Annotated in this window: 14 protein-coding genes and 1 pseudogene; 10 read left to right on the forward strand and 5 right to left on the reverse strand. The window is 63.5% G+C overall.

The genetic code is table 11. From position 1 onward, the window contains the following. Window positions 1–177 precede the first annotated feature (177 nt). Both RR51_RS03055 and RR51_RS03060 read left to right on the forward strand, forming a co-directional pair. Complete coding sequence (locus RR51_RS03055; RefSeq protein WP_039612587.1) at window positions 178–1,059, forward strand: carboxylate/amino acid/amine transporter; 882 nt, start codon at window positions 178–180, stop codon at window positions 1,057–1,059. Window positions 1,060–1,131: 72 nt separating this feature from the next. After that, window positions 1,132–2,508: a purine-cytosine permease family protein gene (locus RR51_RS03060; RefSeq protein ID WP_039612588.1), complete on the forward strand. Its 1,377-nt coding sequence runs from the start codon at window positions 1,132–1,134 to the stop codon at window positions 2,506–2,508. Window positions 2,509–2,819: 311 nt separating this feature from the next. Here the strand turns inward: RR51_RS03060 and RR51_RS03065 are convergent, their stop codons facing one another. Then, on the reverse strand, window positions 2,820–4,121 hold the full coding sequence (locus tag RR51_RS03065) for a mechanosensitive ion channel family protein (RefSeq protein ID WP_039612589.1): 1,302 nt from the start codon (window positions 4,119–4,121) through the stop codon (window positions 2,820–2,822). 104 nt (window positions 4,122–4,225) lie between these two features. Here RR51_RS03065 and RR51_RS03070 point away from each other — a divergent pair, with 104 nt between their 5' ends. Then, window positions 4,226–5,587: a DEAD/DEAH box helicase gene (locus RR51_RS03070; RefSeq protein WP_039612590.1), complete on the forward strand. Its 1,362-nt coding sequence runs from the start codon at window positions 4,226–4,228 to the stop codon at window positions 5,585–5,587. 125 nt (window positions 5,588–5,712) lie between these two features. Here the strand turns inward: RR51_RS03070 and RR51_RS03075 are convergent, their stop codons facing one another. Further along, window positions 5,713–5,985, reverse strand: coding sequence for a hypothetical protein (locus RR51_RS03075; RefSeq protein ID WP_013973700.1), 273 nt, complete (start codon window positions 5,983–5,985; stop codon window positions 5,713–5,715). 118 nt (window positions 5,986–6,103) lie between these two features. Here RR51_RS03075 and RR51_RS28820 point away from each other — a divergent pair. The 3 genes and pseudogenes from RR51_RS28820 to RR51_RS03085 form a co-directional block, all read left to right on the forward strand. Next, window positions 6,104–6,211, forward strand: a pseudogene (locus RR51_RS28820) (BrnA antitoxin family protein); the annotation flags it as partial. A gap of 77 nt (window positions 6,212–6,288) precedes the next feature. Continuing rightward, window positions 6,289–6,684: a hypothetical protein gene (locus RR51_RS03080; RefSeq protein WP_039612591.1), complete on the forward strand. Its 396-nt coding sequence runs from the start codon at window positions 6,289–6,291 to the stop codon at window positions 6,682–6,684. A 107-nt stretch (window positions 6,685–6,791) separates the two neighbouring features. Beyond that, window positions 6,792–7,718: a DMT family transporter gene (locus RR51_RS03085; protein WP_013973697.1), complete on the forward strand. Its 927-nt coding sequence runs from the start codon at window positions 6,792–6,794 to the stop codon at window positions 7,716–7,718. Window positions 7,719–7,845: 127 nt separating this feature from the next. Here RR51_RS03085 and RR51_RS03090 read toward each other — a convergent pair whose 3' ends face one another. Then, window positions 7,846–9,018, reverse strand: coding sequence for an MFS transporter (locus RR51_RS03090; RefSeq protein ID WP_039612592.1), 1,173 nt, complete (start codon window positions 9,016–9,018; stop codon window positions 7,846–7,848). A 106-nt stretch (window positions 9,019–9,124) separates the two neighbouring features. Between RR51_RS03090 and ptrR the strand changes: the two genes are divergently transcribed. Together ptrR and RR51_RS31745 are read left to right on the forward strand one after the other, a co-directional pair. Further along, entirely contained in the window at window positions 9,125–10,018 is an 894-nt protein-coding gene (gene ptrR / locus RR51_RS03095; RefSeq protein ID WP_015271294.1) for a putrescine utilization regulator PtrR, read from the forward strand. 124 nt (window positions 10,019–10,142) lie between these two features. Continuing rightward, window positions 10,143–10,271 carry a PA1414 family protein gene (locus RR51_RS31745; protein ID WP_009683677.1) on the forward strand — a complete coding sequence of 43 codons (129 nt, stop codon included), beginning with the start codon at window positions 10,143–10,145 and terminating at the stop codon, window positions 10,269–10,271. Between the two features lie 183 nt (window positions 10,272–10,454). Here RR51_RS31745 and RR51_RS03100 read toward each other — a convergent pair whose 3' ends face one another. Both RR51_RS03100 and speB read right to left on the reverse strand, forming a co-directional pair. Further along, window positions 10,455–11,834: a sodium:solute symporter gene (locus tag RR51_RS03100; protein ID WP_013973694.1), complete on the reverse strand. Its 1,380-nt coding sequence runs from the start codon at window positions 11,832–11,834 to the stop codon at window positions 10,455–10,457. A 133-nt stretch (window positions 11,835–11,967) separates the two neighbouring features. Then, window positions 11,968–12,918 (reverse strand): agmatinase, encoded by a 951-nt coding sequence (gene speB, locus RR51_RS03105; protein ID WP_013973693.1) that lies wholly within the window; start codon window positions 12,916–12,918, stop codon window positions 11,968–11,970. A 225-nt stretch (window positions 12,919–13,143) separates the two neighbouring features. Between speB and RR51_RS03110 the strand changes: the two genes are divergently transcribed. Both RR51_RS03110 and RR51_RS03115 read left to right on the forward strand, forming a co-directional pair. Next, the gene (locus RR51_RS03110; RefSeq protein ID WP_013973692.1) at window positions 13,144–14,037 is read left to right on the forward strand and encodes a LysR family transcriptional regulator; all 894 of its coding nucleotides are present in this window, start codon (window positions 13,144–13,146) and stop codon (window positions 14,035–14,037) included. Between the two features lie 139 nt (window positions 14,038–14,176). Then, on the forward strand, window positions 14,177–15,742 hold the full coding sequence (locus tag RR51_RS03115) for a methyl-accepting chemotaxis protein (RefSeq protein ID WP_013973691.1): 1,566 nt from the start codon (window positions 14,177–14,179) through the stop codon (window positions 15,740–15,742). The last annotated feature ends 24 nt before the right edge of the window (window positions 15,743–15,766 follow it).

The following is a 15,766-nucleotide window of genomic DNA, read 5'->3' on the forward strand; positions in this document are numbered from 1 at the left end:
CCGGCCTCTTCGCGGGTAAACCCGCTCCCACAGGAATATCACGGCACCTGAGATCAGTGGTGTCCCTGTGGGAGCGGGTTTACCCGCGAAGAGGCCGGCACAGCCCCACATTCCTCATGGTTGAACTCATTCATCGCAACCCGCTAAGGTCGCGGCCTTGATCCACGAGAGGCAACCATGGGCTACCTGATAATCGTCGCGCTGATCCAGGCGTTTTCCTTCAGCCTGATCGGCGAGTACCTGGCCGGGCACGTCGACAGCTACTTTGCCGTGCTCGCGCGCGTGGTGCTGGCTGGCCTGGTGTTCCTGCCGCTGACCCGCTGGCGCCAGGTCGAGCCGCGCTTCATGCGCTCTATGCTGCTGATCGGCGCGTTGCAGTACGGCATCACCTACGTCTGCCTGTACCTGAGCTTTCGCGTGCTCACCGTGCCGGAGGTGCTGCTGTTCACCATTCTCACGCCGTTGCACGTGACGCTGATCGAAGACGCCTTGAACCGGCGCTTCAACCCGTGGGCCCTGCTGGCAGCGCTGGTGGCGGTGGCCGGCGCGGCGGTGATCCGCTTCGACACCATCAGCGGCGAGTTCTTCATCGGCTTCCTGCTGCTGCAACTGGCCAACTTCACCTACGCCGCCGGCCAGGTGCTGTACCGCCATCTGGTTGCACGCCACCCCAGCGACCTGCCGCATTACAAGCGCTTTGGCTACTTCTATCTGGGCGCGTTGATCGTGGTATTGCCGGCCTTCCTGCTGTTTGGCAACGCCCAGCACCTGCCGACCACCGATGTGCAGTGGCTGGTGCTGCTGTTCCTGGGCCTGTGCCCGACGGCGCTGGGGCTGTACTGGTGGAACAAGGGCGCCTGCATGGTTTCGGGCGGGACGCTGGCGGTGATGAACAACCTGCATGTGCCGGTAGGGTTGCTGCTCAATTTGCTGATCTGGAACCAGGACGAGCCATTGGGCAGGCTGTTCATCGGCGCGGCGGTGATCCTGGCGTCGGTGTGGATGAGCCGCCTGGGTACCCTGACGTTATCAAGCAAGCCATGGCGCAGTCAGCTATGACGCGTTCGTTACTGAACCCAAATTCCGCCGGTCCCTAACCGATAATCAGGAAAACAAAATCGGGAGACCGGCGTGAAGCTAGAAACGCGAAGTATCGAATTTGTCCCACACGCAGAGCGTTATGGCACGCCTAAACGATTGTTCACTATCTGGTTCAGCTCCAACTTCCAGATAACCGCGCTGATGGTCGGCACCCTGGGCATTGCATCGGGGCTAAGCCTTGGCTGGACCTTGTTGGGCCTGTTGGTCGGCAACCTCATCGGTACCGTGTTCATGGCCGCGCACTCTGCCCAGGGGCCTCACCTGGGCGTGCCACAGATGATCCAGAGCCGGGCCCAGTTCGGTGTCCATGGTGCCGCGCTCCCTCTGCTGGTGATGGTCACGGCCGCAGTCCTGTTCCTCGCCGCCAGCGGCGTGCTGATGCGCAGTGCCTTGCAGGCGCTGGTGCCCATGAGCGATGACCAGGCGATCGTGGTGGTCGGCTTGCTGACCTTTGTCATCGGCTTTGTCGGCTACGAGCTGATCCACCGCCTGGGCGCGTGGATGAGCCTGTTGTCCACACTGGTTTTTGCCGGCGCCCTGGTGCTGATCCTGCTGCACCCTGGCGACATGGCAACCACAACGGCAGTGAGTACCGGCTTCTCGTTCACCGCCTTCAACCTGATCGTGGCCCAGTCGGCCTCCTGGACGCTGGGGTATGGCCCCTATGTAGCCGATTACTCGCGCTACCTCCCGGCCAACGTCAACCCACGCGCCACGTTCTGGGCCACCTATTGCGGTTGTGCGCTGGGCTCCTTCGCCATGATGGCACTGGGCGCGCTGGTGGCAGTGGCATTGCCGTCGGCACTGGGGCATGACCCGGCCACAGCCATTGCCGCGTTGTTTGGCCCGTGGGCGCCGCTGGCGCTGGCAGTGATAGCGCTGGGGGTGATCCAGTACAACGTGCTGTGCCTGTACAGCGCCTACATGTCGTCGGTCACGATCTTTGGTGCCTTCAAGTCCATCCGGCGCGTGACCGCGACGGCCAAGGCCTTGGTAATGGCTGGGCTGACCGCAGCGGCAACGGTGATCGCCATCGCCACCCAGTACAATTTCGATACGTTCTTTGCCGACATCCTGATCGGCCAGCTGTACCTGTTGATCCCATGGAGTGCCATCAACCTGGTGGATTACTACTGGGTATGCCGAGGCCACTATGATGTGGGGGCGCTGTATGACTCCAAGGGGCGTTATGGCTGCTTCAATCGTCGAAGCCTGGCGGTGTACGCCGTGTCGATCATCGGTACCATCCCGTTCATGAAACTGTCGTTCTACACGGGCTTCGTGGCCGAGTGGCTGGGGGCGGATATCAGTTGGGCGATGGGGTTGATCCTGGCCGGTGCGCTGTATTGCATGGTCCATGGACGCGAGAGCAACCGCCTTTCGACAACCATGAATGCGCAACCCTGACTCGGCCCTTACACGAAAAGGGCTGCTTAAACACCACCCTCGTAATGCCTGTCAGTCAAACAATTTGGGGCCGCTTTGCGGCCCATCGCCGGCAAGCCAGTTCTCATCGAACTGCACATAACTCTTTGAATTAGCAGGGGCCTTGTGGGAGCGGCTTTAGCCGCGAACACCGGCGCAGCCGGTGCCATGCACCGCGTTGGATTCTTCGCGGCTAAAGCCGCTCCCACAGGTACAACGAAGATCTCACGATCTGCGTGACCTCTGTGGGAGCTGGCTTGCCGGCGATGGGCTGCGAAGCAGCCCCGGCAATATCAAGCCTCGCTCATGTCTTCCAGTCGACGCGGCACAGGCTCCTGCGATACACGCCCGCTCAACCCCACCCGCATGTCGTTGCCACTTGGCTGCTGATACAGGCTCAAGCCAAACTCCGGCAACACCGCCAGCAGATAATCGAAGATATCCCCCTGAATCCGCTCGTAATCCGCCCACACCGTGGTGGTGGTAAAGCAGTAGATCTCCAGCGGCACGCCCTCTGCGGTGGTCTGCATCTGCCGCACCATGCAGGTCATGTTCGGGTGCACGTTGGGATGGTTCTTCAGATAGGCCAGGGCAAACGCCCGGAAGGTGCCGATGTTGGTGAGCTTGCGGCGATTGGCCGACAGCTCGGCCACCGGCCCCATGGCCTCGTTCCAGCGCTGCAGCTCCTGGCGCTTGCCGGCCAGGTAGTCGGCCAGCAAGTGCACCTGGCTCAGGCGCTGTTCTTCCTCGCGAGTCAGAAACCGCACGCCGGCCGCGTCGATGAACAGGCTGCGCTTGATGCGTCGGCCACCGGACTGCTGCATGCCGCGGTAGTTGCGGAACGACTCGCTCATCAGGCGCCAGGTGGGGATGGAGACGATGGTCTTGTCGAAGTTCTGCACCTTCACCGTGTGCAGGGTGATGTCCACAACATCGCCATCGGCGCCCACCTGGGGCATTTCGATCCAGTCGCCCACGTGCAGCATGTCGTTGCTGGTCAGTTGCACACTGGCGACGAACGACAGCAGGGTGTCCTTGTACACCAACAGCAGCACCGCCGACATGGCACCCAGGCCCGACAGCAGCAACAGTGGCGAGCGGTCAATCAGGGTGGCGACGATGACGATGGAGGCGAAGATCCACAGCATCATCTTGGCCAGTTGCACGTAACCCTTGATCGAGCGGGTGCGGGCGTGTTCGGTGCGGGCATAGATGTCGAGCAGGGCATCCAGCAGGCACGACAGCGCCATGGTCATGAACAGCAGGGTAAAGGCCAGGGCGACATTGCCGAGGAAGTGCTGGGCGGTGTCGGACAGCTCGGGCACCAGTTTCAGGCCGAACTGCAGCACCAGTGACGGCGTGGTCTGTGCCAGGCGGTGGAACACCTTGTTGTTGCGCAGGTCGTCCAGCCACTTCAGCGCTGGCTGGCGGGCCAGCAGGCGGGCGCCATGCAGCACCAGGAAGCGTGCCAGGCGGCCGATGACCAGGGAAACCAGCAGCAGCACCGCCAGGCCGATGGCCGCGTGCAGCATCGGATGTTGGTCAAGGGTGCCCCACAGGTCGAGGGAGTCACGCCAGATTCGTTGGATATCCATGGGCTTGCGTACAGTCTTTGTTGCCAAACGAAGCGCCATTAGAGCGCGGATGGCGACAAAGTTGCCAAAAGAAATTCGGCTAAGGCGGCAGAAAACGTTACCCTATGCAACTGAATTTTCCGCACTTGCCTGAGGTTACCTCCGTGTTCTCCCAATTCGCCCTGCATGAACGCCTGCTTAAAGCCGTGGCCGAGCTTAACTTTGTCGAGCCAACCCCGGTGCAGGCCGCGGCCATCCCCCTGGCCCTGCAAGGGCGTGACCTGCGCGTGACCGCGCAGACCGGCAGCGGCAAGACCGCGGCCTTCGTGCTGCCGCTGCTCAACCGCCTGGTCGACCTGCGCGAACGCCGCGTCGAGATCCGCGCGCTGATCCTGCTGCCGACCCGTGAGCTGGCCCAGCAGACCCTCAAGCAGGTACAGCTGTTCTCGCAGTTCACCTACATCAAGTCGGGCCTGGTTACCGGCGGTGAAGACTTCAAGGAACAGGCCGCCATGCTGCGCAAGGTGCCGGATGTGCTGATCGGCACCCCGGGCCGCCTGCTCGAGCAGCTCAATGCGGGCAACCTCGACCTGTCCCACGTGCAGGTGCTGATCCTCGACGAAGCCGACCGCATGCTCGACATGGGCTTTGCCGAAGACATGGAGCGCCTGTGCAAGGAGTGCGAGAACCGCCAGCAGACCCTGCTGTTCTCCGCCACCACCGGTGGTGCGGCCTTGCGCGACATCATCGGCAAGGTGCTGAAAGACCCAGAGCACCTGATGCTCAACAGTGTCTCGCAGCTGGCCGAAGGCACTCGCCAGCAGATCATCACCGCCGACCACGACCAGCACAAAGAGCAGATCGTGCAGTGGCTGCTGGCCAACGAAACCTTCGACAAGGCGATCATCTTCACCAACACCCGCGCCCTGGCCGACCGCATCTACGGCCACCTGGTGGCCAAGGACGTGAAGGCCTTCGTGCTGCACGGCGAGAAGGACCAGAAGGACCGCAAGCTGGCCCTGGACCGCTTCAAGCAGGGCAGCTCCAAGGTGCTGGTGGCTACCGACGTTGCGGCCCGTGGCCTGGACATCGACGGCCTGGACCTGGTGATCAACTTCGACATGCCGCGCAGCGGTGACGAGTACGTGCACCGCGTGGGCCGTACCGGCCGTGCCGGTGGCGAAGGTCTGGCGATCTCGCTGATCACCCACAACGACTGGAACCTGATGTCGAGCATCGAGCGCTACCTCAAGCAGCAGTTCGAGCGCCGGGTGATCAAGGAAGTGAAGGGCACCTACAACGGGCCTAAGAAGGTCAAGGCCTCGGGCAAGGCGGCTGGCAGCAAGAAGAAAAAGGTCGAGAAGAAGACCGGTGACAAGAAGGCGGCCGCCAAGCGCAAGCCAACCGCCAAGCCGAAGGCCAATGCACCGCTGGCCAGCGCTGACGGCCTGGCGCCGCTGAAGAAGCGCAAGCCTGCGGCTGAGTAACGCTCGGTAACGGTGTTAGTTTCTTCGCGGGTGAACCCGCTCCCACAGCGACCCCACAGGCTTCCAGGCCTGTGCGATCCCTGTGGGAGCGGGTTTACCCGCGAAGAGGCCAGCACAGGCGACAACTATTCAGCCTTTTTCTCCGCCTCTTTCAACTCCTTGATCCGCTTGTCGATCAGCTGACACTTGTCGGGCAAATCCTTGCTCGCCGTCCCAAGCTCCATCCCTTGAAGCTCGTCATTGATCTCCTTGGCCTTCTGCGGGTTCTGCTCGGTCAACTGGGTGACCAACCCGGCCAGCTCTTCGCGTTTCTGCGTTGCTTCTTCCGGTGTGCAGGCCCAGGCGGGCAGGGCGCAGGACAGGGCAGTAGCACAGGCAATGGGCAGCAGCAGTTTCATCCTTCTACCTCCGGCGGTGGTGATGCCCGGTGGAGGCATGTGCCTGGCCGTTAGTTCAGCGCCTTCGACCGGTGGCACTTCATGGTCAGCCTGTCCTCAGCTGGGCATCTGACCTAGCCTCGATTCCGATGTCCTCGCCTGGTTCAAAGAGCAGGGTAGCGGCTACCAGACCCGGATCAACCAGTTGCTGCTTCAGTACATGCAAGCGCAAAAACGCCAGCGCTGAGATATTTCGGAACGCCGGGCAACCTCGGCAGGTCCCAACCTGTGTACCCCTTCCGTCCACAGCAGGAGCCCGTAGCCATGAGCATCGCCTACGACTGGGACCTGATCGAGCGTTTGCTGCACGAGGTGCAGAACGGCGCCGGTCACAGCTTCACGCCACGCCCCTATGCCGAGCAGCACGCTGCGGCACTGGCTGCCAAGGGGGAGCCGGTGGGCGACCTGGACCACCTGAAAACCCGTGCCTGCGAGTACGAGAGGCTATTGTTCGAGCGTGGTTTCATCGAAACCCGACCCGAAGAAGATGGTGGTAATGGCGAGAATTTCGTGCTGACCGAACGAGGCTCGCGGTTGATGAGCCTGATCGACAGCAGCATCCCCGGCTTCGAGCACCCGCGCCAGGTGCTGGACGATCAGGAGGATGCGCTGGACGAAACCACCTTCGAGCAGGTGTCGGCGAAGGCACAGATCGCCTGAGGTCGTTTTGAGGCTGGCAAGGGCGGCCATGGAAACCCGATAATCGGTAGTTCCTGAATAACTGCCGAGCCCTCGCCCATGCCAATGACCATCGCAGAGGCCCGCTCATGAGCGCGGCCCGCAAGAACCCTGACGCCTTTGCCTTCCAGGTGATGCTGGGGCTGTGCCTGATCTGGGGCTGCCAGCAGGTCCTGATCAAGACTGCTGCCATTGATATCGCGCCGGTGATGCAGGCGGCCTTGCGCAACGGCATCGCCGCCGTGCTGGTGGGCCTGATGCTGTGCTGGCGCGGGGGTTGGGAGCAGGTCGGCAGCACCTGGCGTGCCGGGGTGGTGGCGGGCGGGCTGTTCGGTCTGGAGTTCCTGTTCATTGCCGAGGGGCTGAAGCTGACCTCGGCGGCGCACATGTCGGTGTTCCTCTATACCGCGCCGGTGTTCACCGCGTTGGGCCTGCATTTCAGGTTGCCCAGCGAACGCCTGCGGCTGCTGCAATGGCTGGGGATTCTGCTGGCGTTCGGCGGCATTGCCATGGCGTTTGCCGGCGGTATGTCGTTCGAGCACATGGATGGCCGCACCCTGCTGGGGGATGCCTTTGGCGTGATTGCCGGGCTGGCCTGGGGGGCGACCACGGTGGTGGTGCGTTGCTCGCGGCTGTCGGAAGCACCGGCGACCCTGACCCTGTTCTATCAGCTGGCGGTGGGCTTTGCCGGGTTGCTGCTGATTGCCTTGCTCAGCGGCCAGATCGGCGCGGTGACGCTGACGCCGCTGGCGATGGGCAGCGTGCTGTTCCAGGGGATTGTGGTGTCGTTCATCAGCTACCTGACCTGGTTCTGGTTGCTGCGCAAATACCTGGCGTCGAACCTGGCAGTGTTCTCGTTCATCACCCCGCTGTTCGGGGTGACCTTTGGCGTTTTGTTGCTGGATGAGCCGCTTAGCCTGAACTTTGTGGTTGGCGCGTTGATGGTGCTGCTGGGGGTGGTTCTGGTGAGTGCCGAGCCTTGGGTGAAGCAGCAGTTGCGTAAGTTTGTGGGATGAGTTTTAGCCTGTTACGGCCTCTTCGCGGGTAAACCCGCTCCCACAGGGGCCGCACAATCTTCAAGGCCTGTGCAGTACCTGTGGGAGCGGGTTTACCCGCGAAGAGGCCGGCACAGGCAGCTACGATTCAGGATGCAGCCTTGGCCTGACAGGCGTTGCCCTGCGGTGCAGAGCTGCCAAACAGCACCAGCCCCCCAGCCACCACCAACCCACCCGCGGCCACCATCAGCGCAGGCTGCAGCCCGCCGCTGTAATGGCTGCTGACCGCCGCCAGCAATGGACCGCTCAACTGCCCCAGGGCAAAGCAGGCTGTCAGCAGCCCGGCATTGCGCTGCGTGGCATGCGGCGCCAGCTCCCGCGAACGTTGCATCACCAGCTGCATGCAGGCCAGGAACGGCCCGCCACACAGCACCACGCCCAACGCCAGCCCGACACCTCCGCCCATCAGGCAGGCCAGCACACCCAGCCCCTGCAGCCACAGGGTGGCGGTGAGCCAGGTCGCGGTTCGGCCGCCACGCCGCAAGCTCACGAGCAGAACCCCCAGCGCCGCCGCCAGGCCGAATGCCGGCCAGAACAGGTCTGCGAGCCACTGCCCGTGGAACTGCTGGTTGGCCATCTGCGACAGGAAGGTGGCCGGCAGGATGTAACCTACGCCATACAGCGCATATACCAGCCCCAGGCGACCGATGCCGACACTGCGGGTCGGGCCCAGGTGTGTAGCGGGCGATACCGGCGCGGCTTGCAGCGCCCTGGGCAGCCAAGGCCGCACCGCCAGCAGCATCACCAGCGCGGCCACGGCATAGATCAGCCACAGTGCTGCCGAGCCGAGCCCCCACAAATGCGCCACCAGCGCCAGCAAACCAGTCAGCGCAATGCCCAGGCCGGGCCCCGCGAACACCAGGGCACCCAGGCGCTGGCGGTTGTCGGCATTGGCCACCTGTTGGCTGAGGCTGGTGATCATCACCAGCACCCAGGCGCTGGCCACGCCGGTGCCGAAGCGCAGCAGCAGGTGGCTCCAGAACCCGTCTGCGGCCCAGGAGGCCAGAGTCAGCAGTACGCACAGCCACAGCCCACCGTGCAGGCGCAGGCGCACCTGGCCCGGCGAGCGGGCGAACATGGCATCGACCGCGCCGATGAAGTAACCCAGGTAGTTGGCCGCGGCCACCAGCCCGGCGACCGTCAGGTCGAACTGGCCTTCGGCGATCAGTTGCGGCAGCTGCGGGGTCAGGGCGAAACGGCCGATGCCCATGGCCATCATCAGCGCCACGGCGCTGGCCAGCAGTTGAATGAGTGGCGACATGACAAGTCTCCTGCACGGATGTAAGCGATGGCTGGCAGGTTAGGGCGGTTTCTTTTTCAATAAAATTGAATAATGATGATCAAGTTGTTCTGTTTTGGAGAATGCCGTGGAATTCAGCCAACTGCGTATCTTCCAGGCCGTGGCCGAGGAAGGTTCGGTCACCCGCGCCGCAGAGCGCCTGCATCGGGTGCCGTCGAACCTGTCGACGCGCTTGCGCCAGCTCGAAGAGCAACTGGGTGTCGAGCTGTTCCTGCGCGAGCGCCAGCGCCTGCAGCTGTCGCCCGCGGGCAAGGTGCTGCTGGATTACGCCAACCGCATGTCAGCCTTGCGCGACGAGGCGCTGGCCGCCGTGCGGGGCGGCCAACCGGCCGGGGACTTCGTGCTGGGGACCATGTACAGCACGGCGGCGACCCATTTGCCGGGGTTGCTGGCGCGTTATCACCAGGCCTACCCGGCGGTTAACTTGCAGGTGCGTGCGGCGCCCAGTGGCGAGTTGCTGGAAGGCCTGCTCAACCACACCTTGGACGCGGCCCTGGTGGACGGGCCACCGAGCCTGGCCGGGCTGGATGGCGTGCCGCTTTGCGATGAGCAGTTGGTGCTGATCACCAGCCCCGAGCACCCTGCGGTACACACTGCCAAGGATGTGGCCGGCAAGGCGGTGTTCACCTTCCGCCAGGGCTGCTCGTACCGCATGCGCCTGGAGGCCTGGTATGCCCATGCCCATACGCCCATGGGCCGGGTGATGGAAATCGAGTCGTACCAGAGCATGCTGGCCTGCGTGATCGCTGGCGCGGGTGTGGCGATGATGGCCAGGTCGATGCTCGACAGCCTGCCCGGGCGCGACCGGGTGCGGGTGCACCAGCTGCAGGCACCGTTCGATCAGGCGGTCACCTGGTTGATGTGGCGCCAGGGCATGCGCGGGGCAAATTTGCAGGCCTGGATCGACCTGCAACAAAGCGAAACGATTAACCAGTCGTCGGAATGCGCCGTTACGGCTTGATCCGTATCAAAATGGCCCGTATCTGTAGCTTTAGAGGCATGCGTAATACAGGACATAGGGCTATGATCTGTATGAAACATCGCAGGATTGAATTGCCGTGAGGCTGACCCGTCAAGGGGGCATTATGAATAAACCACTGTCCAACTGGCTCCATGACCTGGCTGTCGCCTTGGGGCTGATTCCACCACCCTTGCAGCCGGTGCCGATCCCGACTGATGAAGAGCAGCGCAAACGCCAACCGCGTCGTCGCTGATACAGACAAAGGCCGCTGCACCTGGGTGGGTGCAGCGGCCTTTTTGTGTCTGCCAGTTGTGTGTTGCCTGTACCTGCCTCTTCGCGGGCTTGCCCGCTCCCACAGGTACCCCATGAATTTCAAGGCTTGTGGTATCCCTGTGGGAGCGGGCGAGCCCGCGAAGAGGCCAGTTCAGGCTGTAGATCAGGCCAGCTTCACCGCCGCCACCGATTTACGCGACATCAGGCTGACCACCACAAAGCTGACCAGACCAACTGCCAGGCTGTAGTAGATCGGCGTATTGGCCTCCAGCCCATCCTTGAACATGAACAGCAGCGCGGTGGCAAAGCCCAGCGACATGCTGGCGATAGCCCCGGCGGTGGTAGCGCGCTTCCAGAAGATCGCCCCGATCAGCGGGATCAGCATACCGCCGACCAGCAGGTTGTAGGCCAGGGTCAGGGCGTTGATCACGTCGTTCACCACCAGCGCAATGCCCAGCACCACCAGGCCGGTGAGCAGGGTGAACAGGCGGCTGACGCCCAGGCTCGACGCCTTGCCGCCACGCAGCTTGGGCAGCAGGTCTTCGGTCAGGGTGGTGGACGCAGCCAGCAGGCCGGCGCTGGCGGTGGACATCATGGCGGCCAGCGCCGCTGCCATCAGCAGGCCACGGATGCCATCGGGCAGCGTGGTCTTGATCATCTCGGCAAAGGCATTGTTCGGGTTGGCCAGGTCGGGCATCAGCACATGCGCAGCCATGCCGATCGCGGCGCAGGCCAGGCCGTACAGTATGCAGTACACACCGGCGGTGGTGCCGGCACGCTGGCAGACCTTCTCGTCACGGGCAGTGAACACCCGCTGCCAGATGTCCTGGCCGATCAGGATGCCGAAGAAGTAGATCAGGAAGTAGGTGATGATGGTGTCCCAGCCAATGGTGGTCAGCTGGAAGCTGGCCGCCGGCAGCTTGGCCACCAGGGTGTCCCAGCCACCGGCCTTGTACAGGCACACCGGCAGCAGGATGAACATCAGGCCGACGGTCTTGATCACGAACTGGACGATGTCGGTCAGCGTCAGCGACCACATGCCACCAATGGTCGAGTACAGCACTACCACACCACCACCCAGCAGCAGCGAGGCCCAGAACGGCAGGTCGAGCAGCACCTGCAATACGGTGGCCATGGCCAGGGTCGAGGTGACGCCGATCATCAGTGCGTAGGCCAGCATGATCACGGCGCTGGCCTGACGTGCGGCCGGGTTGTAGCGCTGCTCCAGCACCTGGGTCACGGTGAAGATGCGCAGGCGCAGCAAGGGTTTGGCCAGCAACAGGTTGAGGGCGATGATGCCCAGGCCCAGGGCTGCGCACAGCCAGAAGCCGGAGATGCCGTGGACGTAGCCCAGGCGTACGGTGCCGACGGTAGAAGCGCCACCGAGTACGGTGGTGGCCATGGTGCCCATGTACAGGACCGGGCCGAGGTTGCGCCCGGCCACCAGGTAGTCCTCATGGGTTTTCGCGCGCCGCATGCCGTACCAGCCAAGCCCGAGCATGCCGGCGGTATAGATCATTACAACAATGATGTCCAAGGCCATTGGGGGTCTCCCGATTATCTTTATTATGGCGAGATCGACCACGCGGGCGGGTTCACGGCGCCCGGCGGTCTTGTCGTGTTGTTGGCGGGCCTCTGTGGCCCTCCCTCATGGCTCCTGCCGGGGTATAGCGGTATTAACGACGCACTACGCCCGGTAGCACGCAGAGCATCTCGAACAGCAGGTTGGCACCGAGCAGCGAGGTGTTGCCGGTGGTGTCGTAAGGCGGGGAGACTTCGACGAGGTCACAGCCGATCAGGTCCAGGCCGTGGCAGCCGCGAATGATCTCCATCGCCTGGATGGTGGTCAAGCCGCCGATTTCCGGGGTGCCGGTACCGGGAGCCCAGGCCGGGTCGATGCCATCGATGTCGAACGACAGGTACACCGGGCCACCGCCGACCTTTTCGCGCACTTCGGCCATCAGCGGTTCCAGCGACTTGTGCCAGCACTCTTCAGCCTGGACTACACGGAAGCCCTGACGGCGGCTCCAGTTGAAGTCATCGGCGGTGTAGCCCTGGGCGCGCAGGCCGATCTGCACCACGCGCTCGCAATCGAGCAGGCCTTCTTCCACGGCACGGCGGAAAGTGGTGCCATGGGCGATCTTCTCGCCGAACATGTGGTCGTTGACGTCGGCGTGGGCATCGATGTGCACCAGGCCGATCTTGCCGTGCTTCTTGTGCAGCGCGCGCAGGATCGGCAGGGTGATTGTGTGGTCGCCACCCAGGGTCAGCGGGATGATGTTGTGCTCGAGGATCTCGTCATACGCTTCTTCGATGATGCGCACGGCGTCCAGCAGGTTGAAGGTGTTGATCGCCACGTCACCGATGTCGGCCACCGACAGCGAGTCGAACGGTGCAGCTCCCGTGGCCATGTTGTACGGGCGGATCATCACCGATTCGGCGCGGATCTGACGCGGGCCGAAACGGGTGCCGGAGCGCAGCGAAGTACCGATGTCCAGTGGCACGCCGATGAAGGCGGCGTCCAGGCCTTGGGCACTTTGCAGGTGGGGGAGACGGAGCATGGTGGCGATGCCGCCGAAACGCGGCATTTCGTTGCCGCCCAGTGGTTGGTGGAGGATCTTGTCCACGGTGGGCCTCATCAGTCGGTCGATTGTTCTGTTTGTTCGAACCTGTGCCGCCGCGCGCCTTCCAGGTGTGGTCTTGCCGGCGGGCAGGGACATTTCGGCCAAGTCTGCTGAAGGTAGTGCCGGGGAAAAATCGCTACCGGCAAATACTTAGTTCAGGAATTTCTGAACTAAAGGCGGCAGAGCGGTTAGACTGCGCGCTAATACCCCCTGCGGAACCGTTGCACCATGGCCTCGACCTTGCCCGACCTGAAACTGCTGCGCATCTTCGTCAGCGTGGTGCGCCACCAGGGCTTTGCCAATGCCCAGCGCGAGCTGAACCTGTCGACCTCGGCCATCAGCACCTACATGAGCCAGCTGGAAGGTGCCCTGGGGATCGTGCTGTGCCATCGTGGCCGTGGCGGGTTCAGCCTGACCAGCAAGGGTGAGCTGTTCCACCAGGAAACCCTGCGCCTGCTGGCCGAGCTGGACGGCTTCGAACAGTACGCCGCCGCCCTCAAGGGCGAGTTGCGTGGCACCCTTAACCTGGGGGTGATCGATTCCACGGTCGGTGACAGGGCCTTGCCGCTGGCCGAAGCCATCGGCGCCTACAGCCAGGAACACCCGGCGGTGCACCTGCATTTGTCGGTATCCAGCCCTTACGAGCTGCAACTGGGTGTGCAGGACAACCGTCTGGACCTGGCGATCGGGGCGTTCTCCTCGCGCATGAGCGGGCTGCTCTACCAGCCGCTGTACCGTGAGCAGCACTGGCTGTACTGCAGCAGCCGCCACCCGTTGTATGCCGAACGGCGCATCCCCGAGCAGGTGGTGACCCAGCAGCGCATGGTCGGGCGTGGCTACTGGAGCCAGGCCGAACTGGCCCGGCATGGCTTCAAGCACAGCGCGGCGACGGTGGAGAGCATGGAGGCGCAGTTGATCCTGATTCTGTCCGGGGCCTACATCGGCTACCTGCCCGAGCACTATGCCCAGGCCTGGGTCGACAAGGGCGACTTGCGCGTGCTGTCGCCGTCGACCTTCGGCTACCAGGCACCGTTCTCGCTGATCATTCGCCGCGGGCGCAGCCGCGAGCCATTGATCCAGACCTTCCGCGACCTCCTCAAAAGCCAGCTCAACGTGGGCTGAAGCCCGGCATATGCTGTATTTCGTCGGCACCCGTTAAATTGTTGGTGCTGTCGACCGACAACATAATGGCGTCCTGCTATATATCAAATTTGCGTGTGCTGCTGTCTACCTCCCTTTCATCCTGCAAGGATTGCCCAAGATGCGCATGAATTTGCCCGTCACTGAGCACGAAAGAACCTTTCCCAACGATCAACGCCTGATCTCCACCACTGACCTCAACAGCCGCATCACCTACTGCAACGACGCTTTCGTGGCGATCAGCGGGTTCACCTACGACGAGCTGGTCGGCCAACCCCACAACCTGGTGCGCCACCCGGACATGCCGCCGGCAGTGTTCGGCCACATGTGGGAAACCATCAAGCAAGGCAAACCGTGGATGGGGGTCGTCAAGAACCGGGCGAAGAACGGTGATTACTACTGGGTCAGCGCCTACGTCACGGCCATCTATGAGCAGGGCCGCATCAGTGGCTACGAGTCGGTGCGCTCGGTGCCCACTCGCGAGCAGATCCGTCGCGCCGAGGCGTTGTATGCGCGCCTGCGGGCCGGCCGCACACCGGTGCCGTGGGCGGCCCGCCTGCTGCATGGCCTGGGCCACGGTTGGCCATTGATAAGTGCGGGCCTGCTGTCGGCGGCGGGCTACTTGTGGCTACCGCCCTACGCGGCGCTCGGGGTGCTGATGGCCAGCCTGCTGCTGGCCTGGTATCTGGTCGAGCACCGGCAGAACCAGGCGGTCCGCCGCACGCTGGCCGAGCATCCCAAGGCCTTCACCAGCCCGCTGGTGGCACTGACCTACAGTGATAACCCAGGCCTGCAAGGCCAGCTGGATCTTGCCATCATCAGTGAAGAAGCACGCCTGCAAACGGCCTTGACCCGCCTGGTGGATGCCGGGGTCGGGGTGAAGTCGCGGGCAGCGCAGTCGTCCGACTTGTCCGATGCCCAGGCACAGATGCTCGACCGCCAGCGCAACGAGACCGACCAGTCCGCCGCCGCCATCGCGCAGATGGCGGCGACCATCCAGCAGGTTACCCACAACGTGCAGAGCACGGCGCACGCAGCGGGCGATGCCGACCAGCTGGCGCAACAGGGCAGCGAGCTGGCGATGCAGAGCCTGCAAGCCATGGGCAGCATGAGCAATGCGGTCAACGACATCGGCCAGGCGGTCAATGCCCTGGCCGAGCAGACCCAGTCGATTGGCAGCGTGGTTGATGTGATTACCTCGATCGCCGAGCAGACCAACCTGCTGGCGCTCAACGCAGCCATCGAGGCGGCGCGTGCCGGCGAACAGGGGCGCGGGTTTGCCGTGGTGGCCGACGAGGTGCGTTCGCTGGCCCAGCGCACCCGTGCCTCGACCGAGGAGATCCACCAGATCATCGCCTCGTTGCGCGCCGGGGCAGAGCGCGCGGTCAGCACTGCCAGCCGCGGCGAGCAGATCTCGCGGGACAGTGTGCACAGCGTCGAGGCGGTGCAGGCAGCGTTGAGCGGGATTGCCCAAGCGGTCAGCCGCATCACCGGCATGAGCCAGCAGATGGCGACGGCGTCGGAGCAGCAGAGCCATGTGGCCGAGGACATCAACCAGCAGATCGTGCGCATAGCCCACCTGTGCGACCAGAGTGCCGGGCAAGCCAGGCAGGGCGCTGAAATCAGCCAGGACCTGGAGCGCATGGCGGAATACCTGCATAGCCTGGCAGAGCGCTTCAACCGTTGAGATCGCCGGGCCCGCAAAGCGGGC

This window comes from Pseudomonas sp. C5pp, assembly GCF_000814065.1.
Lineage (GTDB): Bacteria > Pseudomonadota > Gammaproteobacteria > Pseudomonadales > Pseudomonadaceae > Aquipseudomonas > Aquipseudomonas asiatica.